12 protein-coding genes and 1 other annotated feature are annotated in these 16972 nt (G+C 35.5%); of the genes, 9 read left to right on the forward strand and 3 right to left on the reverse strand.

Features of this window, described 5'->3' with window-relative positions:
- Nucleotides 1-40 precede the first annotated feature (40 nt).
- Complete coding sequence (locus AC2JF9_RS00990) at nt 41-1861, reverse strand: FAD-dependent oxidoreductase (protein WP_500724816.1); 1821 nt, start codon at nt 1859-1861, stop codon at nt 41-43.
- A gap of 131 nt (nt 1862-1992) precedes the next feature.
- Between AC2JF9_RS00990 and AC2JF9_RS00995 the strand changes: the two genes are divergently transcribed.
- From AC2JF9_RS00995 to AC2JF9_RS01020, 6 genes are all read left to right on the forward strand, one after another.
- Nucleotides 1993-2910: a LysR family transcriptional regulator gene (locus tag AC2JF9_RS00995; protein ID WP_500724817.1), complete on the forward strand. Its 918-nt coding sequence runs from the start codon at nt 1993-1995 to the stop codon at nt 2908-2910.
- A 37-nt stretch (nt 2911-2947) separates the two neighbouring features.
- Nucleotides 2948-3193: a binding site (T-box leader), on the forward strand.
- Nucleotides 3194-3334: 141 nt separating this feature from the next.
- Nucleotides 3335-4714 (forward strand): branched-chain amino acid transport system II carrier protein, encoded by a 1380-nt coding sequence (brnQ, locus tag AC2JF9_RS01000; protein ID WP_500724818.1) that lies wholly within the window; start codon nt 3335-3337, stop codon nt 4712-4714.
- A gap of 130 nt (nt 4715-4844) precedes the next feature.
- On the forward strand, nt 4845-6875 hold the full coding sequence (locus tag AC2JF9_RS01005) for a copper-translocating P-type ATPase (RefSeq protein WP_500724819.1): 2031 nt from the start codon (nt 4845-4847) through the stop codon (nt 6873-6875).
- Between the two features lie 171 nt (nt 6876-7046).
- Nucleotides 7047-8450, forward strand: a complete 1404-nt coding sequence (locus AC2JF9_RS01010; protein ID WP_500724820.1) for a class II fumarate hydratase — start codon at nt 7047-7049, stop codon at nt 8448-8450.
- Nucleotides 8451-8467: 17 nt separating this feature from the next.
- Nucleotides 8468-9871, forward strand: a complete 1404-nt coding sequence (locus tag AC2JF9_RS01015) for a flavocytochrome c (protein WP_500724822.1) — start codon at nt 8468-8470, stop codon at nt 9869-9871.
- 147 nt (nt 9872-10018) lie between these two features.
- Nucleotides 10019-10948: an L-lactate dehydrogenase gene (locus AC2JF9_RS01020; protein WP_500724824.1), complete on the forward strand. Its 930-nt coding sequence runs from the start codon at nt 10019-10021 to the stop codon at nt 10946-10948.
- Nucleotides 10949-11069: 121 nt separating this feature from the next.
- On the opposite strand, the gene AC2JF9_RS01025 is transcribed toward AC2JF9_RS01020, so the two are convergent.
- Entirely contained in the window at nt 11070-12017 is a 948-nt protein-coding gene (locus tag AC2JF9_RS01025) for a sugar-binding transcriptional regulator (RefSeq protein ID WP_500724825.1), read from the reverse strand.
- A gap of 134 nt (nt 12018-12151) precedes the next feature.
- The gene (locus AC2JF9_RS01030; protein WP_500724826.1) at nt 12152-12661 is read right to left on the reverse strand and encodes an aminoacyl-tRNA deacylase; all 510 of its coding nucleotides are present in this window, start codon (nt 12659-12661) and stop codon (nt 12152-12154) included.
- A gap of 58 nt (nt 12662-12719) precedes the next feature.
- On the opposite strand from AC2JF9_RS01030, the gene prmA reads away from it, so the two are divergent.
- The 3 genes from prmA to dtd all read left to right on the forward strand — a co-directional run bounded on the left by prmA (nt 12720) and on the right by dtd (nt 16750).
- Nucleotides 12720-13664 carry a 50S ribosomal protein L11 methyltransferase gene (gene prmA, locus AC2JF9_RS01035; RefSeq protein ID WP_500724827.1) on the forward strand — a complete coding sequence of 315 codons (945 nt, stop codon included), beginning with the start codon at nt 12720-12722 and terminating at the stop codon, nt 13662-13664.
- A gap of 411 nt (nt 13665-14075) precedes the next feature.
- The gene (locus AC2JF9_RS01040) at nt 14076-16313 is read left to right on the forward strand and encodes a RelA/SpoT family protein (protein ID WP_500724828.1); all 2238 of its coding nucleotides are present in this window, start codon (nt 14076-14078) and stop codon (nt 16311-16313) included.
- Nucleotides 16313-16750: a D-aminoacyl-tRNA deacylase gene (gene dtd, locus AC2JF9_RS01045; RefSeq protein ID WP_500724829.1), complete on the forward strand. Its 438-nt coding sequence runs from the start codon at nt 16313-16315 to the stop codon at nt 16748-16750. Before AC2JF9_RS01040 ends, dtd begins: the two co-directional genes overlap by 1 nt.
- Nucleotides 16751-16972 lie beyond the last annotated feature (222 nt).

Here is a 16972-nt window from a genome sequence, read left to right on the forward strand (position 1 = left end):
AACAAAAAGCTTTCTTTAAAAGAAAGCTTTTTTATATTTTTTATAGATTAGTAATATATTCTTTCGCATTCATAGCAGCATGTCTGCCAGAGTTAACATTATGAGCACAAGCTGAGCCACCTAATGTAATGGTGTAAACGTCCCGGTATTGCATAGTAGAGTCCATACCCGAAACATATAATCCTGAAATTTTTTCAAATTTCTCAGTAATAACTTCAAACTTTTGGTTTGAACCGATACCACCAACTCCAATTAAGTTAGAGGGATCAAGTCTGGCAATATAGTATGGACCATTTTCCATTGAAACAAGCATTTCTTTATCTTTATTAAATTCTAAATCACGACCTGCCTTGCAAAAATCATTGTAATTACTCATTGTGCGAACTAGAACTTCAGGTGATAAATCAACAGCTTTTGCTAAGTCACTAATATTATCAGCTTTAAATAGGGATTCGCCTTCATTAGTTTCTACTGCTTCATTTAAAATACTATTAGCGTTTTCAACATTTTCTGTTAACTTCTCGTAGATTTTCTGATTAAAGATTTCATAAGTTACCTTTGTGGATTTAATAGCCATGCGTTGGTAAAGTAGGTTATATTTTTTAACATTTTCATCAACAATTCTTCGTCCATCTTGGTTGACAAAAACAACTGGACCACCTGAAGGAAGTGACATAAACCCGTTAATAGGATCAAGGTACAAATGCACACCTTCATGTGGAAAAGCTTGAATATAGTTCATCATAAATTCCGGTGATTCTTTCAACATATCTTTTGCTCCAACCGACATAGCCATTTGATATCCATCTCCGGTGTTACTTGGCATTGAGCAATAATGAATGTTTTCTGTTGACCATCCTTGTTCCTCAAGAAGCTTAGGATTATGTCCGACACCTCCAGTTGATAGTAACGTTGCTTTGGCATTAATCTTTATAAAACCTTGTGGAGTTTTAGCATAAATTCCAATTACTTTACTATCATCATAAATTATACTCGTTGCAGATGTTTCCAATAAAAACTTAACGCCTAGTTCATCGGCTTTTTTCTTCATGTATGGAACATAACCAACTGATGCAAAGCCCCCCTTAAACCAATGAAATGTCGGAAACATGCAAGTTCCATGGTAGTCATCAACATTGGTTAGCTTTACGCCTAAATCTAATAACCATTCAATATTTGATGCAGAGTTATTTATTAAGTCTACCCAAAAAGATCCATCTACCCGATATTGTCCTAATTCTGTTTCCTTAGAAATAATTTCTTCTTTATTTGCATGAATTCCAGCTTTTTGCTGCATTTGAGTGTTAATTCCAAAAATTCCTTCAACGCCACCACCGTTTCCAGCGACAAAACCGTTTTTATCAATAACAATAGTTTCCATTCCTAATTGTCGAGACTGAACTGCAGCTGCTAATCCAGAAATTCCTGCTCCTACAATTAATAAATCTGTATCATATTCTTTATAGATTTTATTTGGCTTTGATTGCCATTTTGAGTATTTAGCTTGTTTTTCATTAGTGATATTACTTGTTTTCGTATTCTGTGTATCTTTTTCTTTTAAAATCGGTTTAAAAGTATCGAAGTTGCCTCCAGCTTGTTTTATTACTTTGCCTACGGCATTTATTAGACCATTTACTGAATGAGTGGCTCCTGAAATTGCATCAACTTCAAGGCTCTGTTTATTGATAATCTCGTTTGGTATTTTAGTAAATACTGTTTCTTCTAAGCTACCTGGTATCATCTCTCGTTTTGGAGTTATTTTGGTAATTTTATTATTATCTATACTAATTTCAAGTGGCATGCTTTCACTTTCATATTCTTTGGCAATAACTGAATAATTACCTGATTTTAAACTTGGCATATTTTTCTCCTATAAAAATAATATTAATTAGTACTTGCTAACAATTACATAGTTAATATAACATTGATAAAGAAATCACATATAATCAGTTTTATTATTATTAATCAGTTTTACTTATAAAAGGAGAAAAAATGAATCATGATCACTTAGCAGTTTTTCTAAATTTGGCTGAAACTCTGAACTTTTCTCAGACTGCACTTCAAATGAATATTTCTCAATCTGCGGTTTCACAAACAATTTCAACTATGGAAAGAGAACTTAATATTTTGTTATTTTACCGTACGAGAAAACAAGTTAGATTGACAAAAAGCGGTGAAGACTTCTATCAATCTATGAAGCCAATGTTAAACTTTTACAATAAATCAGTTCAAAGGGCTCAAAGAATAGAGCAGAGAAGGGAACATGATTTAACAATTGGATATAGCGGAACACCTTTTGAAATATCTATTTTACCTAAGATAATTAAAGAATATAATCGGGAGTGTCCATTTGAGAATATTAATGTTTACTTAGAGAATTTCGCACACAATGCTTTGAAAGATCATTTATTAAATGGTGATTGTGACGTAATTCTAACTATGCCCGATATCGTCTCAAAAATGGAGAACATAAAATACTATGATCTAACAGTAGGTTCGTATTGTGCTAATTTTCATGAAAAGCTAAAGTCTAGTGAGAAAAAAACTATAAAGTTATCAGAATTGAGTAAATTCAGATTGATTTTTTTAGATAGTCAATGGTGTCCGCCATCTCAAAATGATTTACAAAAAGAAATCAAAAAAGTAAATGAAAAAACAAATTTGGTATATGCAAATAACATTTTAAACTCAAGCATCATGGTAAAAGCAGATTTAGGCGTTGGCATTTGGGCTAATTTTGTTTCTAGTGCGAAAGATCAAAATGAGCATAGCTTACTTTTAGAATATGAGACTAAACCCCATTATGGTCTTGCTGTGCTTAACTATGGTGTTACCAAAATTGCAAAGCATTTTGCTGCCTGGTTATTAGAAAATCACAATAAGTTCGTAAATGAAGCAATTTTTTGTTGACAATAGTTAAGACCATGATTAAAATATTATTAATATTAATAAAGCAATGAAAAGAAGAGTAGATTTGTATGTAACGTCATAGAGAGTTCTGATTGCTGAAAAAGAACCGTGAAGACAAATTGAAAGTAGCTTTGAGCTATATGGTGAAATTTAAGTAGCTTATATTGGTAACACCCATTAACGTGTTAGCGCATCGCAATATTGCCGTGTGTGAAGTGACTTGATAAATCAGCAAGTGATTTATCAGTAAGTTAGGTGGTACCGTGCCAAAAGCACCCTTGATTTAATCAAGGGTGCTTTTTAGTGCTCAAGTAAACTATCACCAAACTCAATATCATTTTTATTAATAAAGACAAAGCCGTAAGTAACAAATATGTTTAACTTCAATTTTAAATTGAAGAGGAGCTCTAATTGGAGGAAAAATATGGGAGATTTTGAGCAAGATTTAAATAAAAAGCCGTTGACTTGGAAACAGTATTTAGTTGTCGCTTCGTTATTATTTGGTTTGTTCTTTGGAGCAGGAAATTTAATTTTTCCAATTCACTTAGGTCAACTAGCCGGAGCAAATTGGGGAGTTGCCACTTTTGGCTTCTTGGTTACAGCCGTCCTTTTGCCTTTGTTAGCTGTTTTAGCAATTAGTGCTAGCCATGCCAAAGGAGTCTATGATATTGGCTTACCATTGGGATCAAAATTTGCTTTAGCTTTTATGGTCTTAATTCACTTGACGCTTGGTCCTTTATTTGCCACTCCTCGTACAGCAAGTATTTCTTTTTCAGTCGGTTTAGCACCAGTTTTGCCACAGAAATATGCAAAAATTAGTCTCTTGGTTTTCTCAGCTATTTTCTTCATTTTGGCATTTATTATTGCGTATAAGCAATCTTCTATTTTAGATAGTATTGGCAGGATTTTAAACCCTTTGTTTTTAATTTTGCTATTCTCAATTTTTCTGTTAGCAGCTTTTGCACCAATGGGAAAAGCAAGTAATCAAGCTGTTACTTCAGCTTACCAAGCTCAGCCATTTTTTAATGGATTTTTAGAAGGCTATAATACTATGGATGCATTAGCTGGGCTAGCATTCGGCTATACAATTGTTTCAGCAGTCAAACAATTAGGAAAAACTTCTGCTAAAAGTAATGCTAAAGTAACCGCAATTGCCGGTGTAATAGCAACCGGGGCAATTGGTATTATTTATATCGGTTTAATTTGGCTTGGTGCAACTACACTTAACCACTTTAAAATTTCTCCTGAAGGAGGAACAGTTTTTAATCAAATTGTTACTTACTATTTAGGTGACATTGGACACGCTCTTCTTGCCACTTTAGTTACATTAACCTGTTTAACTACGGCAGTTGGGTTATTAGCTGCTTTTGCGCAAGATTTTCACCGTAGCTTTAGTAAGATTAGCTATCATGCTTGGCTAGCAATTATGACTTTTGCTTCCTTTATTACTGCTAATTTTGGATTAGATACAATTATTTCTTGGTCAACCCCAATGCTGATGTTTCTTTATCCAATAGCTATAGTACTTATTATTTTATCTATTACAGGCACACTGTTTAACTATGATCCAATAGTTTACATTTGGGGCGTTGGCTTAACTTTAATTCCTGCAGTTTTTGATATGCTTGCATCGTTCCCACCTGTTGTTAGCCAACAACCCTGGGCCCTTCAGTTGAAGTCTATTCAACTTCGCTTTTTACCATTTGCTGATATCGGTATGGACTGGGTAATTCCTGCAGTTATTGGATTAGCAATTGGCTTGATCGTACATTTTTATCAAAATAAAAAATCTAAAAAAGCCTAAGTAATTAATCAAATGGTTCAAATAATAGAGCCTCTTCTTTGACATCAGCTGCGTATGAAAGTAGATTTAAGTAAACGGATATGCAGTTAATGAATAGAAGATTGGACTGGTTAATTTGAACAATATGAACATGAACAAGGATCACGATAAAGAACAAATGCACTCAATGTCAAACAATTCTTCAATGAAGATGGGCAGCGACATGATGATGCATGGTGGTCGCATGATGCACATGGGCAATTTAAAACAGAAGTTTTGGGTTTCGGCAATACTTTCCGTTCCGATTCTTTTTCTAGCACCAGCGATGGGAGTAAAGCTGCCATTTCAATTTTCATTTCCAGGTTCTGAGTGGATTGTAGTTATCTTCGCAACAATTTTGTTTATTTATGGCGGAGAGCCTTTTCTTAAAGGTGCCTACTATGAACTTAAGGAACGAAAACCGGAAATGATGACACTGATTTCTCTGGGGATTAGTACCGCATATATTTATAGTTTATATGCCTTTGTGCAAAATAGTATTTTACGGAATCAAAACCATGTTATGGACTTTTTTTGGGAACTAGCAACGCTTATTTTGATTATGTTGTTGGGTCACTGGATTGAAATGTCTTCCGTCATGAGTGCTAATAGTTCAGTTAATGATTTGGCTAAGCTGCTTCCAGATAAAGTCCATGTTCAAAGTGATGGTCACATTGAAGATATTAATCTTAATAGTGTTAAAAAAGATACAATAATTATTGTCAAACCAGGTGAGAGCATTCCGCTTGATGGTCAAATTTTAGCTGGCGCAAGTGATGTAAATGAATCCTTAGTGACTGGAGAATCAAAAGATGTTACTAGGTCAAAAAATGATAAAGTGATTGGTGGATCGATTAACGGTTCAGGAACACTAACTGTTAAAGTTGCAAATTCGGCTGATTCAGGTTTTCTAGCTAACGTTAATAAACTTGTACAAACGGCACAAATGAATAAATCAAAGCTGCAAAACCTGGCTGATCAGGTATCTGGATGGCTGTTTTACGCGGCTTTAATTATAGGAATCATTGCTTTTATAGTTTGGACTGGTTTGCAAGGAATAGCTAACGGATTGGAAAGAATGGTAACAGTTTTAGTTATTGCTTGTCCGCACGCTTTAGGATTAGCTATTCCGTTGGTAAATGCTAAAAGTACATCGATTGGTGCCAAAAAAGGGCTACTAGTTAGAAACCGGAACGTGATTAGTGTAAGTTCTAAACTTAATTATCTATTAATGGATAAAACTGGTACCTTAACGGAAGGCAAATTCCAAGTGCGAAAATTTGGAACTTTGAATAGAAAGTACAGTCAAGAAGAGATATTAAGAATAATTGCATCCATTGAACAAGATTCAACGCATCCAATTGCCCAGAGTATTTTACAGTTTGCTAAAGAAAAAAAGACTGAAATACTTCCTGTTTCAAACAGTAAAGATATGGCTGGCAAAGGTATTACTGGTACAATAAATGGTCAAAACTACCAATTAGTTAACGAAAAAACTGCCCGAACTCAAATTGAAAATTTTCCTGAAATCGATGTTTCCAGCTACACTGTGAGTTACTTGATTCATGACACGCAACTTCTTGGTTATATTGCAGTTGGAGACCAAATTAAATCTTCGGATCTTTCTCTGATTAAACAAGTCAAACAACTAAATATCACTCCAGTTATGTTGACTGGCGATAACCAAAAAGCCGCTGAGAGCATTGCCAGCAAGTTAGGAATTACTGAAGTATACTCAGAATTGATGCCTGAAGATAAGCAAAAAATTGTCGCTCAATTACAAGAGGAAAACAATAAGGTAATGATGGTTGGTGACGGAATTAATGATGCGCCAAGTTTGGCTAAAGCCGACATTGGGGTAGCTATCGGAGCTGGAACTGATGTCGCAGTTGATTCCGCAGATGTTGTTTTGGTTAATAGTGAGCCAACCGATATCATTAGTTTTTTAAAACTAGCTCAGAATACGCAAAAAAAGACAATTCAGAATTTATGGTGGGGAGCAGGATATAACATTATTGCTTTACCTTTAGCTGCTGGTATCTTAGCACCAGTTGGAATTATTCTTCCGCCAGCAATCGGAGCTTTACTCATGTCACTATCAACAGTGATTGTTGCAATTAATGCCGAAACCTTAAAAATCTAAATTAGTACTAAGAAGCACTTCCACTGAAGTGTTTTTTTTTTGGTAAATTAAAAGCTATTTTAAAATATTCAGAAGGCATACACTTTTTAAAGCATTGAGAACTGTGGCAATAACAGTTATCATGATACAAGGATAAATACACTATTGAGACAAATAAAAAAGGAAAATTAAATGGGTGAAGTAGAATATCGCATTGAAGAAGACACTATAGGTCCAGTCAAAATTCCCAAAGAAGCTTTATGGGGCCCGCAAACTGAGCGAAGTCGCAACAATTTTACAAGTGGTGAACTAATGCCCTTAGCAATTATTCGGGCATTTCTTAACTTGAAAAAAGCTGCTGCTGAATCAAATGTTGAAGTTGGTGAAGAACCTGAAAAAAAGGGTAATGCAATTAAGGATGCAATTGACCAACTATTAAAATTGAGTGATGAAGATTTACGTAAAGATTTTCCCTTGCATGTTTTGCAAACTGGTTCGGGAACACAAAGCAACATGAATGTTAACGAAGTAGTCGCTAATCTGGCAAATAAACTTCATCCAGATCTTAACATCCTGCCAAATGACGATGTTAATCGCGGCCAGTCATCAAATGATACCTATCCAACTGCAATGAACATTGTAGCAGTTGAAGCACTTGACTGTTTAGAACCCGCAATTAAGCGATTAATCGATGAACTAAAAATCAAACAAAACAAATATTGGAAAACAGTTAAAGTTGGGCGAACTCACCTTCAAGATGCCACACCAATTACTTTTGGGCAAGAAATTTCTGGATATATTTCTGCCTTAAAACATGATTTAGAGTACATTCAAGAACTTAAGCCTACTTTGTACGAATTAGCTATTGGTGGCACTGCTGTAGGAACTGGTTTAAACGCTGCTCCAGACATGACCGAGAGAATAGTAAGCAAATTATCCAAGGTATATGGGCATGAATTTAAAGTTAAAACTAATAAATTCTGGGGACTAGCTCACCATTCTGGTATTGATGTAGTTCATGGCGCTTTAAAAACATTAGCTGCTGATATGTTTAAGATTGCACAGGATATTCGGTTTTTAGCTTCTGGACCAAGAGCTGCCTACCACGAATTAAATATACCAGCAAACGAGCCTGGCTCGTCAATTATGCCTGGTAAAGTTAATCCTACCCAAGCTGAAGCTGTAACAATGGCAGCTGCAAAAGTTTTTGGCAACGATACTACCATTACCTTTGCGGCTTCGCAGGGAAACTTTGAAATGAACGTTTTTAAGACGGTAATGATTGCTGCTTTTTTAGATTCTTGCGACATTTTAACTGGGACAATTATAGGTTTTACAGAAAAATTGATTGTTGGTTTAACCGTTAACCCAGAAAAGATGGATGAGTTACTAGAAAATTCCCTGATGACAGTTACCGCATTATCGCCACATATTGGTTATCACGCGGCTGCAAAAATTGCGCAAAAGGCTGATAAAGAAGGAATTACTTTAAAAGAGGCGGCTTTAAAGAGTAAAGAGGTTACTGCTGAACAATATGACGAATGGATGAACTATATGAAAATGACTAATTTAGATCGAACTGAACCAGAAAAATAAAGGAGAATAATAAATTAATGGCTAAATTTATTTTTACCCCAAATAAAAGTTCTGAAATTGAAGAATATTACGATGCAGTTATCATTGGAAGCGGCGGAGCAGGTCTAACCGCGGGGATTCAAGCAAATGAGCTGGGATTAAAGGTTGCCGTTTTTGAAAAAAACACTGAGCTTGGTGGCAATACCAGTCGGGCTTCCTCGGGTATGAATGCTTCAGAAAGTCTAGTTCAAATAAATGCAGGCATAATCGATGACAAAGCAGATTTTTATCAAGAGACTATGCAAGGTGGAGGTCGTCTAAATGACCCAGAATTATTACGTTATTTTGTTGACCATTCTGCTATAGCGATTGACTGGTTAAAAGATCATGACATCGAATTAACTAACTTAACCATTACTGGCGGAATGAGTAAAAAAAGGGCTCATCGTCCCGGTTCAATGGCTCCAGTTGGTAACTACTTGATAACAGGCGCCTTAAAACAAGTACAAAAAAACAACATACCGGTTTTTAATAATTCTAAAGTAACCAAACTAATTCAAGACCAAAATAAAAGCATTTTAGGGATTCAACTAGAAACTGATAACGGAAATAAGACAGTAAATGCAAAAGCAGTTTTGTTAGCGTCTGGGGGCTTTGGATCTTCTAAAAAGTTAATTGAACAATATCGACCTGACTTAATTGGCTTTAAAACTACTAATCAGCCCGGAACAACAGGTGATGGCCTTTTTCTTGCAAGCCAGGTGGGTGCACAGCTTGAGCAGATGGACTTTATTCAGGTTCATCCAACTGCCCAGACCGATAGGGATCATGTATATTTAATCGGTGAAGGATTGCGAGGTGAGGGAGCGATTTTAGTTAATAAATCTGGAAAGAGATTTGTTAATGAAATGAATACGCGAAAAATCGTTTCTAATGCAATTAATAATTTGCATGAAAATGGTGCTTTTCTCATTTTTGATCAGAATATTCGCAATAATTTTTCTGCGGTTGAGTTTTATGATCATATTGGTCTGGTAAAAACTGGGGCTACTTTAAATGATATTGCTAACGAAATAGGTGTTGATCCATCTAGTTTGGCCACTTCCATTAAAACTTGGAATGAGTCAGTTGCAACCAAGAACGATAAGGAGTTTGGACGAATGACGGGAATGGAACGAGCAATTAACGATGGACCATTTTTTGCAATTCATGTTAATCCAGCAATTCATTACACAATGGGAGGTATTCATATCAATACCAAGACCGAAGTATTAGATACTAATGGAGAGGTAATACCTGGTTTGTATGCTGCTGGTGAAGTCTCTGGTGGTCTTCACGGCAACAACCGAATTGGTGGTAACTCGATTGCTGAAACTGTTATTTTTGGTCGACAAGCCGGGATGCAAATAAGTAAGTTTGTTTATTCAGGAAAGAAAAGTTAATACTTAAAAAAACACTTAGATCTATCTAAGTGCTTTTTATTTGTTTGTGTTTAATTTTAAAAAACTAATATTGCTAAAGGTAGCTATCACTTTTATAATGTGAAACGTATTTGATGACTATGGTTGCTAACATGAAAGGAAAGAACTATGAATAGAAAAGTAATGCTTGTCGGTGACGGGGCGGTTGGTTCAACTTTTGCCAATGATTTATTACAACATACTAGAGTTGACGAACTGGTTATTACCGATGTAGTTAAGCAGCGTCCAATTGGAGATTCGCTGGATTTGGAAGATATTACTCCTTTTACAGGTGAATGCAATGTTCATGCGGGCGAATACTCCGATGCACAGGATGCAGATATCGTAGTAATTACTGCTGGAATTCCCCGTAAACCAGGTGAGACTAGGCTGGACTTAGTTAATAAAAATGTCGCCATTTTAAAAAGCATTATTAATCCAGTAATTAAATCAGGTTTTGCTGGAATATTTATAGTTTCGGCTAATCCAGTTGATATTTTGACTACATTGACTCAAAAATTATCTGGGTTTCCAAAGAATAAGGTTATTGGAACAGGAACTTCACTTGATTCAGCTCGCCTTCAAGTCCAATTAGCCAGAAAACTACAGGTTCCAGTTACCGCAGTTAATTCAATGGTTCTTGGTGAACACGGTGATACTTCATTTGAAAATTTTGATGAATCTACTGTTGCCGATAAGCCTTTACGTAAATTCAATGAAATTGATGATAAAGTTTTAAAAGAAATTGAAACTGATATTCGACAAAAGGGGAGCAAAATCATTGAAAATAAAGGTGCTACTTTTTATGGAATTGCCGTTATGTTAACACAAATTGTTAGTGCAATTTTAAATAATCGGGCAGTTGTCTTACCGCTTTCTGCACCAATTAATGGTGAGTATGGCATTAAGCATGATTTGTATTTGGGTACGCCAACCGTCATAGACGGATCGGGAATCAATCATGTGATTGAAGCAAAATTGTCTAAACGAGAACTCGTGAAAATGAATGATTCAGCTGATAAAATGCAAGAAATTCTAGATGGAATTAATCTAAACTAGGTAAGAGAGCCTAAATATAATCAAGCAAGAAAAACAGTTTCGTGCAAAGAATTTTCCGACCAAAAATATTCAACAGCAAAAAAATAGCCGTTACTTAAAACGACTATTTAAATTAAGAAGACTAAGTGAAACTCTGATTTTTTCGTAAAACTGCTTCGGCAATTTCAGAATTAGTTACTAAATGGGTGATGATACCACTTCTGAGAGCACCTAAAAGAGCATCTTCTTTAAAGCGGTTCTTAACAATTACAAAACGGATAGGTATATGCATAAAGTCTTCTATACTGATACCACAAATATGCGACTCAATTGGTTTATAAAAATTGCCGTTGATATCATACGGCCGTCCAAGAATAATTCCAGCAATTTGGTCTTTATCTACATTTTTTAACAATTCTTTAGTATAGTGGTCCATAAAAAACTGGTCAGTTTCTAGTGACTGAGCGGTTCCGATACTTGCAAATACTAAGTCTAATTGTGAAAATTCCTTTTCGTTATATTGATAAAATGGTTCTTTTCTAATATTCTCTACTAATTGAGAATTTATTGAATAAAGCGGGGCTGGGAAGGCTAAACATTTGGCTTTGAACTTATCAGCGGCTTCTTGAGTGACTTGGTTTTGCAGTTTACTTGAATTCACTATTTGGCCAACAAGCTGAACAAAAGTCAGGTCATCACGGTTAACTTCTGAAAAATTGTCAATGATGTCTTTAATCAACGTTCCCCATGTTAAACCAACTACATGAGCTGAGTTGGTGTAATTTTGGATTTGCTTAGCTGCGTAATTAACAATCATTTCTTGGTCTTGATTTTTAGTAGCTAAATTTTTGAGAATATATACTTCCTTAAGCTGGAATAGCTCTTGAAATTTACGCTCTAATTTTTCTGATCTTTTTGGACTTTGAGAAATGGTGATTTTTACAATTCCCTTATCTTTGGCCTCATCAATTGCCTTGGAAATCAAATAGCGAGAAAGGTTATATTTTTGGGATATATCCGCAATAGTTAACTTACTAAGAAAATAATCGTGTGCAATGTTAGCTAATTGCTCATCCGGTAATAGTGTCATTTGTCTATCCCTTCAACTTTCCTATTATCTCAAATTATAGTACAAAAGATGCTACTAATACTATCCTTGTAAATAATTTTTAAGATTAAATATAGTTTTTAGTTACTAGAGTAAATTGAACTAGGAAAAAACACTTAATTACTTCTCTCAACCAAATCGCAAAATTCTGCCTTTGTAATTTTTTGCAAATCACTTGGCTTTAAAAAGACACTTCTTCCAACTTTACCACTTGAAACACCAATTTCAGTTTCATTTATCATGCTATTATCAAGATAAATAGGGAAATGATGGTTAAAAGAGATTCCAATTGGAGTGTTTGCTCCATGAACATAACCGGTAGTTTTTTCCAGTTCTTTTAAAGGTAGCATTTCGCATTTCTTGTTTCCAGAATGCTTTGCCAGTTTTTTCATACTTAGATGCTTGGTTATCGGGACAACACCAACAATTACTCCGGTTTTGTTACCAGTGCAAACAAGCGTCTTGTAGACCAAATGCTCATTCTCGTTTAAAATAGAAGTATCTATTTGCGCTACGCCACCTGAATCCTCTGATGTAGCAAACTCTACCTGTCGATATTTTACTTTGTTTCGATCAAGAATTTTTTCCACTAGCGTTTTTTCGATTTTATTTTTTTTCTTAGACATAAATCTCACCAATTTAATAATAGCATTGATCAGAAAGTTTGATAAAGGAGTTTGAAGCATGAAGTTACTTATTATAAAAATTGAAACTAGTCACGAAGTAGAAGATGCTCTCAGCGTTTACAGCCAGGACATCTTACATTGTCTGGGAACAGAAACGCGCAAACGCTCAGATTTTGAAGAAATAGGTTGGGAAAACGACTCAAGCACTGTTGATTTGTCTGAAATTGAAAATTTGCCTGTCGATATGCAATTTTTGGCATATTTTAATGAAGATGCTAACCGAAAGGAACTAATTAAAAAATATCAAGATAAACTACTTGAATTAAAAAGCTATGGCTTGAATGTAGGCCTTGCCGAAGTTAGTGCTTCATATATTGAAGATCGTGATTGGAATACTGTTTGGCAGAAGTTCTATCATGTAATTAATTTTTCGCGGTATTTGGCAGTCGTACCTGAGTGGGAAAACTACCAACCGCAATTTCCTGATCAAAAGTTAATTAATTTAGATCCTGGACTTGCTTTTGGAACAGGTGGTCATACAACTACACAACTATCAATGATGGGCTTAGAACGTGTTCTTGACAAGCCTAAGAGTGTGATTGATGTTGGCACTGGATCTGGTATTTTAGCAATTGCCGCTTCCTTACTTGGGGCTAGCCAAGTATTAGGAACAGATATTACAGAGGAGGCAGTTACAGCCGCACAAGAGAATATTGCATTGAATCATTTGAACAATGTTAAAATCAAGAAAACAAGTTTATTAAAGAATATTGATGGTAAATTTGACGTGATCGTTGCTAATATTTTGGCAGAGATTTTGCTTGATTTGATTCCGCAACTTGATGAACACTTAGCTGCGAATGGTAAGGTAATTTTTTCAGGAATTGATTACTTACAATTGGATAAAATTAAACAAGCCCTTACTCAGAATGGTTTCAAAATCAATTTGACCATGAAGCAAGATCGGTGGATTGGATTAATAATTGAGCGAAAAGAACATTAAAAGAGTTATAATAAGAAATTAAACTAAGTAAGGAAAAAGCGAATTGATTGATAAATTCAAACAAATACCATTAATTCGAAAACTAAATCAATATCAGCCGATGCCAATTATTTGGTGGACTATGCTGGTTACAGTCTTACCACTTGTTTTCAGTCTATTGAGAATTTCAGTTATTTGGCGAGTCGGACTGTTGTTTATTGTATTTAATTGCGTGGTTAGCTATCACGTAGGTAAATTAATCAAAACAATCAATTTAAAGCGATACTGGTTATTATTATTGCCCATCTGCTTTTGCTTGATTGTTTTGATGAAATATGCGAAATATAACTTCTTGTTTGGCTTGATTTATCTTATTTTCGAAATTTTTGGCTTAATGGACAAACAAATATATAAATAGAAGGGCCGGGTTCTATGTCAAAGTATGTTGAAATGACTCATGACCAAGTAATTGATACCTGTAAAAAATATATGACTGAAGAGCAAATTGCTTTTATTGAAAAAGCTTATGAATTTGCAAAAGAGGCGCATAAGGAACAAAAACGCGCGTCTGGCCAACCATATATTGTCCATCCAACTCAGGTAGCAGGTACTTTAGCTCGTTTGAGTTTGGACGCTGATACTATTGCTGCCGGCTTTTTACATGACACAGTTGAAGATACTGAAGTTACCAATGATGATATCAAGGAAAAGTTTGGCAAGGATGTTGCCTTTATTGTTGATGGGGTAACCAAGCTAAATAAATACGAATATAAATCGCATCAAGAGTTTTTAGCTGAGAACCACCGAAAAATGTTAATTGCAATGGCAAAGGACATTCGGGTTATCATGGTTAAATTAGCTGACCGGTTGCATAATATGCACACGCTTGAGCATTTGCGTCCAGATAAGCAACGCCGAATTGCTTCTGAAACCATGGACATTTATGCTCCTCTAGCTGACCGGTTAGGTATTGGTACAATCAAATGGGAATTAGAAGATCTCAGTTTTCATTATTTAAATCCTGAAGCGTATTACCAAATTGTCAATTTAATGAGTTTAAAACGTAGTGAGCGTGAAGGCTACATTCAAGAAACTACACAGACCCTAAAGAAGAGTTTGGACAGTCTTGGTATTAAGTACGAAATTTACGGGCGGCCCAAGCACATTTATTCAATTTATAAAAAAATGCTTGATAAGCATAAAGATTTCAACGAAATCTATGATTTATTAGCAGTTCGGGTAGTTGTTCAGACCGTTAAAGATTGTTATGCCGTTTTAGGAGCAGTTCATACTAAGTGGAAACCAATGCCAGGTCGTTTTAAAGACTACATTGCCGTTCCTAAAGTTAATGGTTATCAATCATTACATACGACAATTATCGGCCCAGGCGGTCGTCCGCTAGAAATTCAGATAAGAACTGAACAAATGCATGAAGTTGCCGAGTACGGTGTGGCTGCTCACTGGGCTTATAAACAGGGGAATTTTACTGGAGTCGAACAAACTAGTTCAAATGAAAAACTAGATATGGTACGAGAAATCCTTGAGCTAAAGGATGAAACACAAGACGCTGGCGAATTCATGAAGAATGTAAAGAGTGAAATTTTTTCAGATCGTGTTTACGTCTTCACCCCCAAAGGCGAAGTTTACGAACTTCCCAAAGGATCAGTAACTCTTGATTTTGCCTACGAAATTCATACTCAAGTTGGTAGTCACGCAGTGGGGGCTAAAGTTAACGGTAAGTTAGTTCCGCTGGACTACAAATTGAAAAATGGTGATGTTATTGACATCATGACCCAATCAAATGCAAGTCCATCAACCGACTGGATTGATATGGTTAAAACTTCCCGAGCTCGAAATAAAATTCGCCGCTACTTTAGAAGCCTTGATCGTGAAAGCAACATCGAACAAGGTGAGCAAATGATTGCAGATAATTTGCGCGAGCAAAACTACTCACCTAAAGAGTTTATGGATAAAGAGCACATTGAGCAGCTCTTAGAGCAGCTTAATTATCATACTGCAGACGAAATGTACGCATCCGTTGGTTTTGGTGATTTATCAGCAATCAGTGTAGTTAATCGACTTACTGCGGATATTCGTCATGAAGATGAAAAAAAGCGGCAAAAGCAGCTTGAAGAGCAAATTTTAAATTCAGGACAAAAATCGATTACTGATACAGGTAACAAGAACCACTCTTCATCGATGAAAATCAAGCATAAAAATGGAGTAATGATTCAAGGCGTTAGCGACTTGATGCTTCATCTAGCTAAGTGCTGTAATCCGGTTCCTGGTGATGAAATTGTTGGCTATGTAACTAAGGGGCGTGGTGTTACAATTCACCGCAAAGATTGTCGCAATATTACTAACAATAATGATAGTCAAGGACGCCTAGTTGAAGTAGAATGGGAAAATGTTGAAGAGAGTAATCAGCAAGCATTTAACGCAAACATTGAGGTCTTCGGCTACAATCGTAGCAGACTTCTAAGTGATGTTTTGACTAAACTGAACTCTTTAACGCCTAATATTAATAACCTATCAGGAAAAGTAAACGATGACAATATAGCTCATATATACGCAACTGTTGCGGTAACTAATTCCAATCAGCTAGATGGAATTTTATCCAAATTACGTGATATTCCTGACGTATATGAAACAAGAAGGGCAGACAACTAATGCGAGTTGTAATTCAGCGAGTCAACCACGCTGATGTTAAAATTAACGGAAAAATTGTTGGCCAAATTAAAAAAGGGCTGCTACTTTTTGTTGGTCTTAAAGAAAATGACGACCTTGAAGTAGTTAAAAAAACTGCTGCTAAGATTGCTAAGATGCGTATTTTTGAGGATGAAACTGGCAAAACCAACTTAGGCATTAAAGATGTTGAAGGTGAAATCTTAAGTGTTAGCCAGTTTACATTACTAGCCGATACTAAAAAGGGCAATCGCCCAAGTTTTATTCAAGCAATGAAACCGCCAAAATCAGACCAATTGTGGCAAGCATTTAATCATGAACTTGAAAATACTGGTTTAAAAGTTGAAACTGGAGAATTTGGTGCTGATATGAAGGTTAATCTTGAAAATGATGGACCGTTTACAATTGTTTTAGATATGTAAAAATAGTTTGTCCTGACTGCCAGTTTTGGTTGACATTTTTACGTTAAAACTATAAGCTAAAACAAGAATTATCAATGACGAAGACTGAAGTTTAGCATTTTTATTTTAGAGACTACTCGCTTTGCTGAAAAGAGTGGATTAAAAAAGCTAACTGTGACCCCTTTACCAGATAATAACCGCATCGCGAGCGTTATTTCGCAGCAGGCAAAAGGTGGTACCGTG

Source organism: Lactobacillus sp. C449L (genome assembly GCF_059900815.1).

Bases quoted from the DNA above. Each gene is read 5' to 3' on its own strand.
- AC2JF9_RS01030 (WP_500724826.1), bottom strand. From the start codon at position 12,661: ATGTCTAAGAAAAAAAATAAAATCGAAAAAACGCTAGTGGAAAAAATT.
- dtd (WP_500724829.1), top strand. From the start codon at position 16,313: ATGCGAGTTGTAATTCAGCGAGTCAACCACGCTGATGTTAAAATTAAC.
- AC2JF9_RS01010 (WP_500724820.1), top strand. From the start codon at position 7,047: ATGGGTGAAGTAGAATATCGCATTGAAGAAGACACTATAGGTCCAGTC.
- AC2JF9_RS01040 (WP_500724828.1), top strand. From the start codon at position 14,076: ATGTCAAAGTATGTTGAAATGACTCATGACCAAGTAATTGATACCTGT.
- prmA (WP_500724827.1), top strand. From the start codon at position 12,720: ATGAAGTTACTTATTATAAAAATTGAAACTAGTCACGAAGTAGAAGAT.
- AC2JF9_RS00990 (WP_500724816.1), bottom strand. From the start codon at position 1,861: ATGCCAAGTTTAAAATCAGGTAATTATTCAGTTATTGCCAAAGAATAT.
- brnQ (WP_500724818.1), top strand. From the start codon at position 3,335: ATGGGAGATTTTGAGCAAGATTTAAATAAAAAGCCGTTGACTTGGAAA.
- AC2JF9_RS01015 (WP_500724822.1), top strand. From the start codon at position 8,468: ATGGCTAAATTTATTTTTACCCCAAATAAAAGTTCTGAAATTGAAGAA.
- AC2JF9_RS01020 (WP_500724824.1), top strand. From the start codon at position 10,019: ATGAATAGAAAAGTAATGCTTGTCGGTGACGGGGCGGTTGGTTCAACT.
- AC2JF9_RS01005 (WP_500724819.1), top strand. From the start codon at position 4,845: ATGAACAAGGATCACGATAAAGAACAAATGCACTCAATGTCAAACAAT.
- AC2JF9_RS01025 (WP_500724825.1), bottom strand. From the start codon at position 12,017: ATGACACTATTACCGGATGAGCAATTAGCTAACATTGCACACGATTAT.
- AC2JF9_RS00995 (WP_500724817.1), top strand. From the start codon at position 1,993: ATGAATCATGATCACTTAGCAGTTTTTCTAAATTTGGCTGAAACTCTG.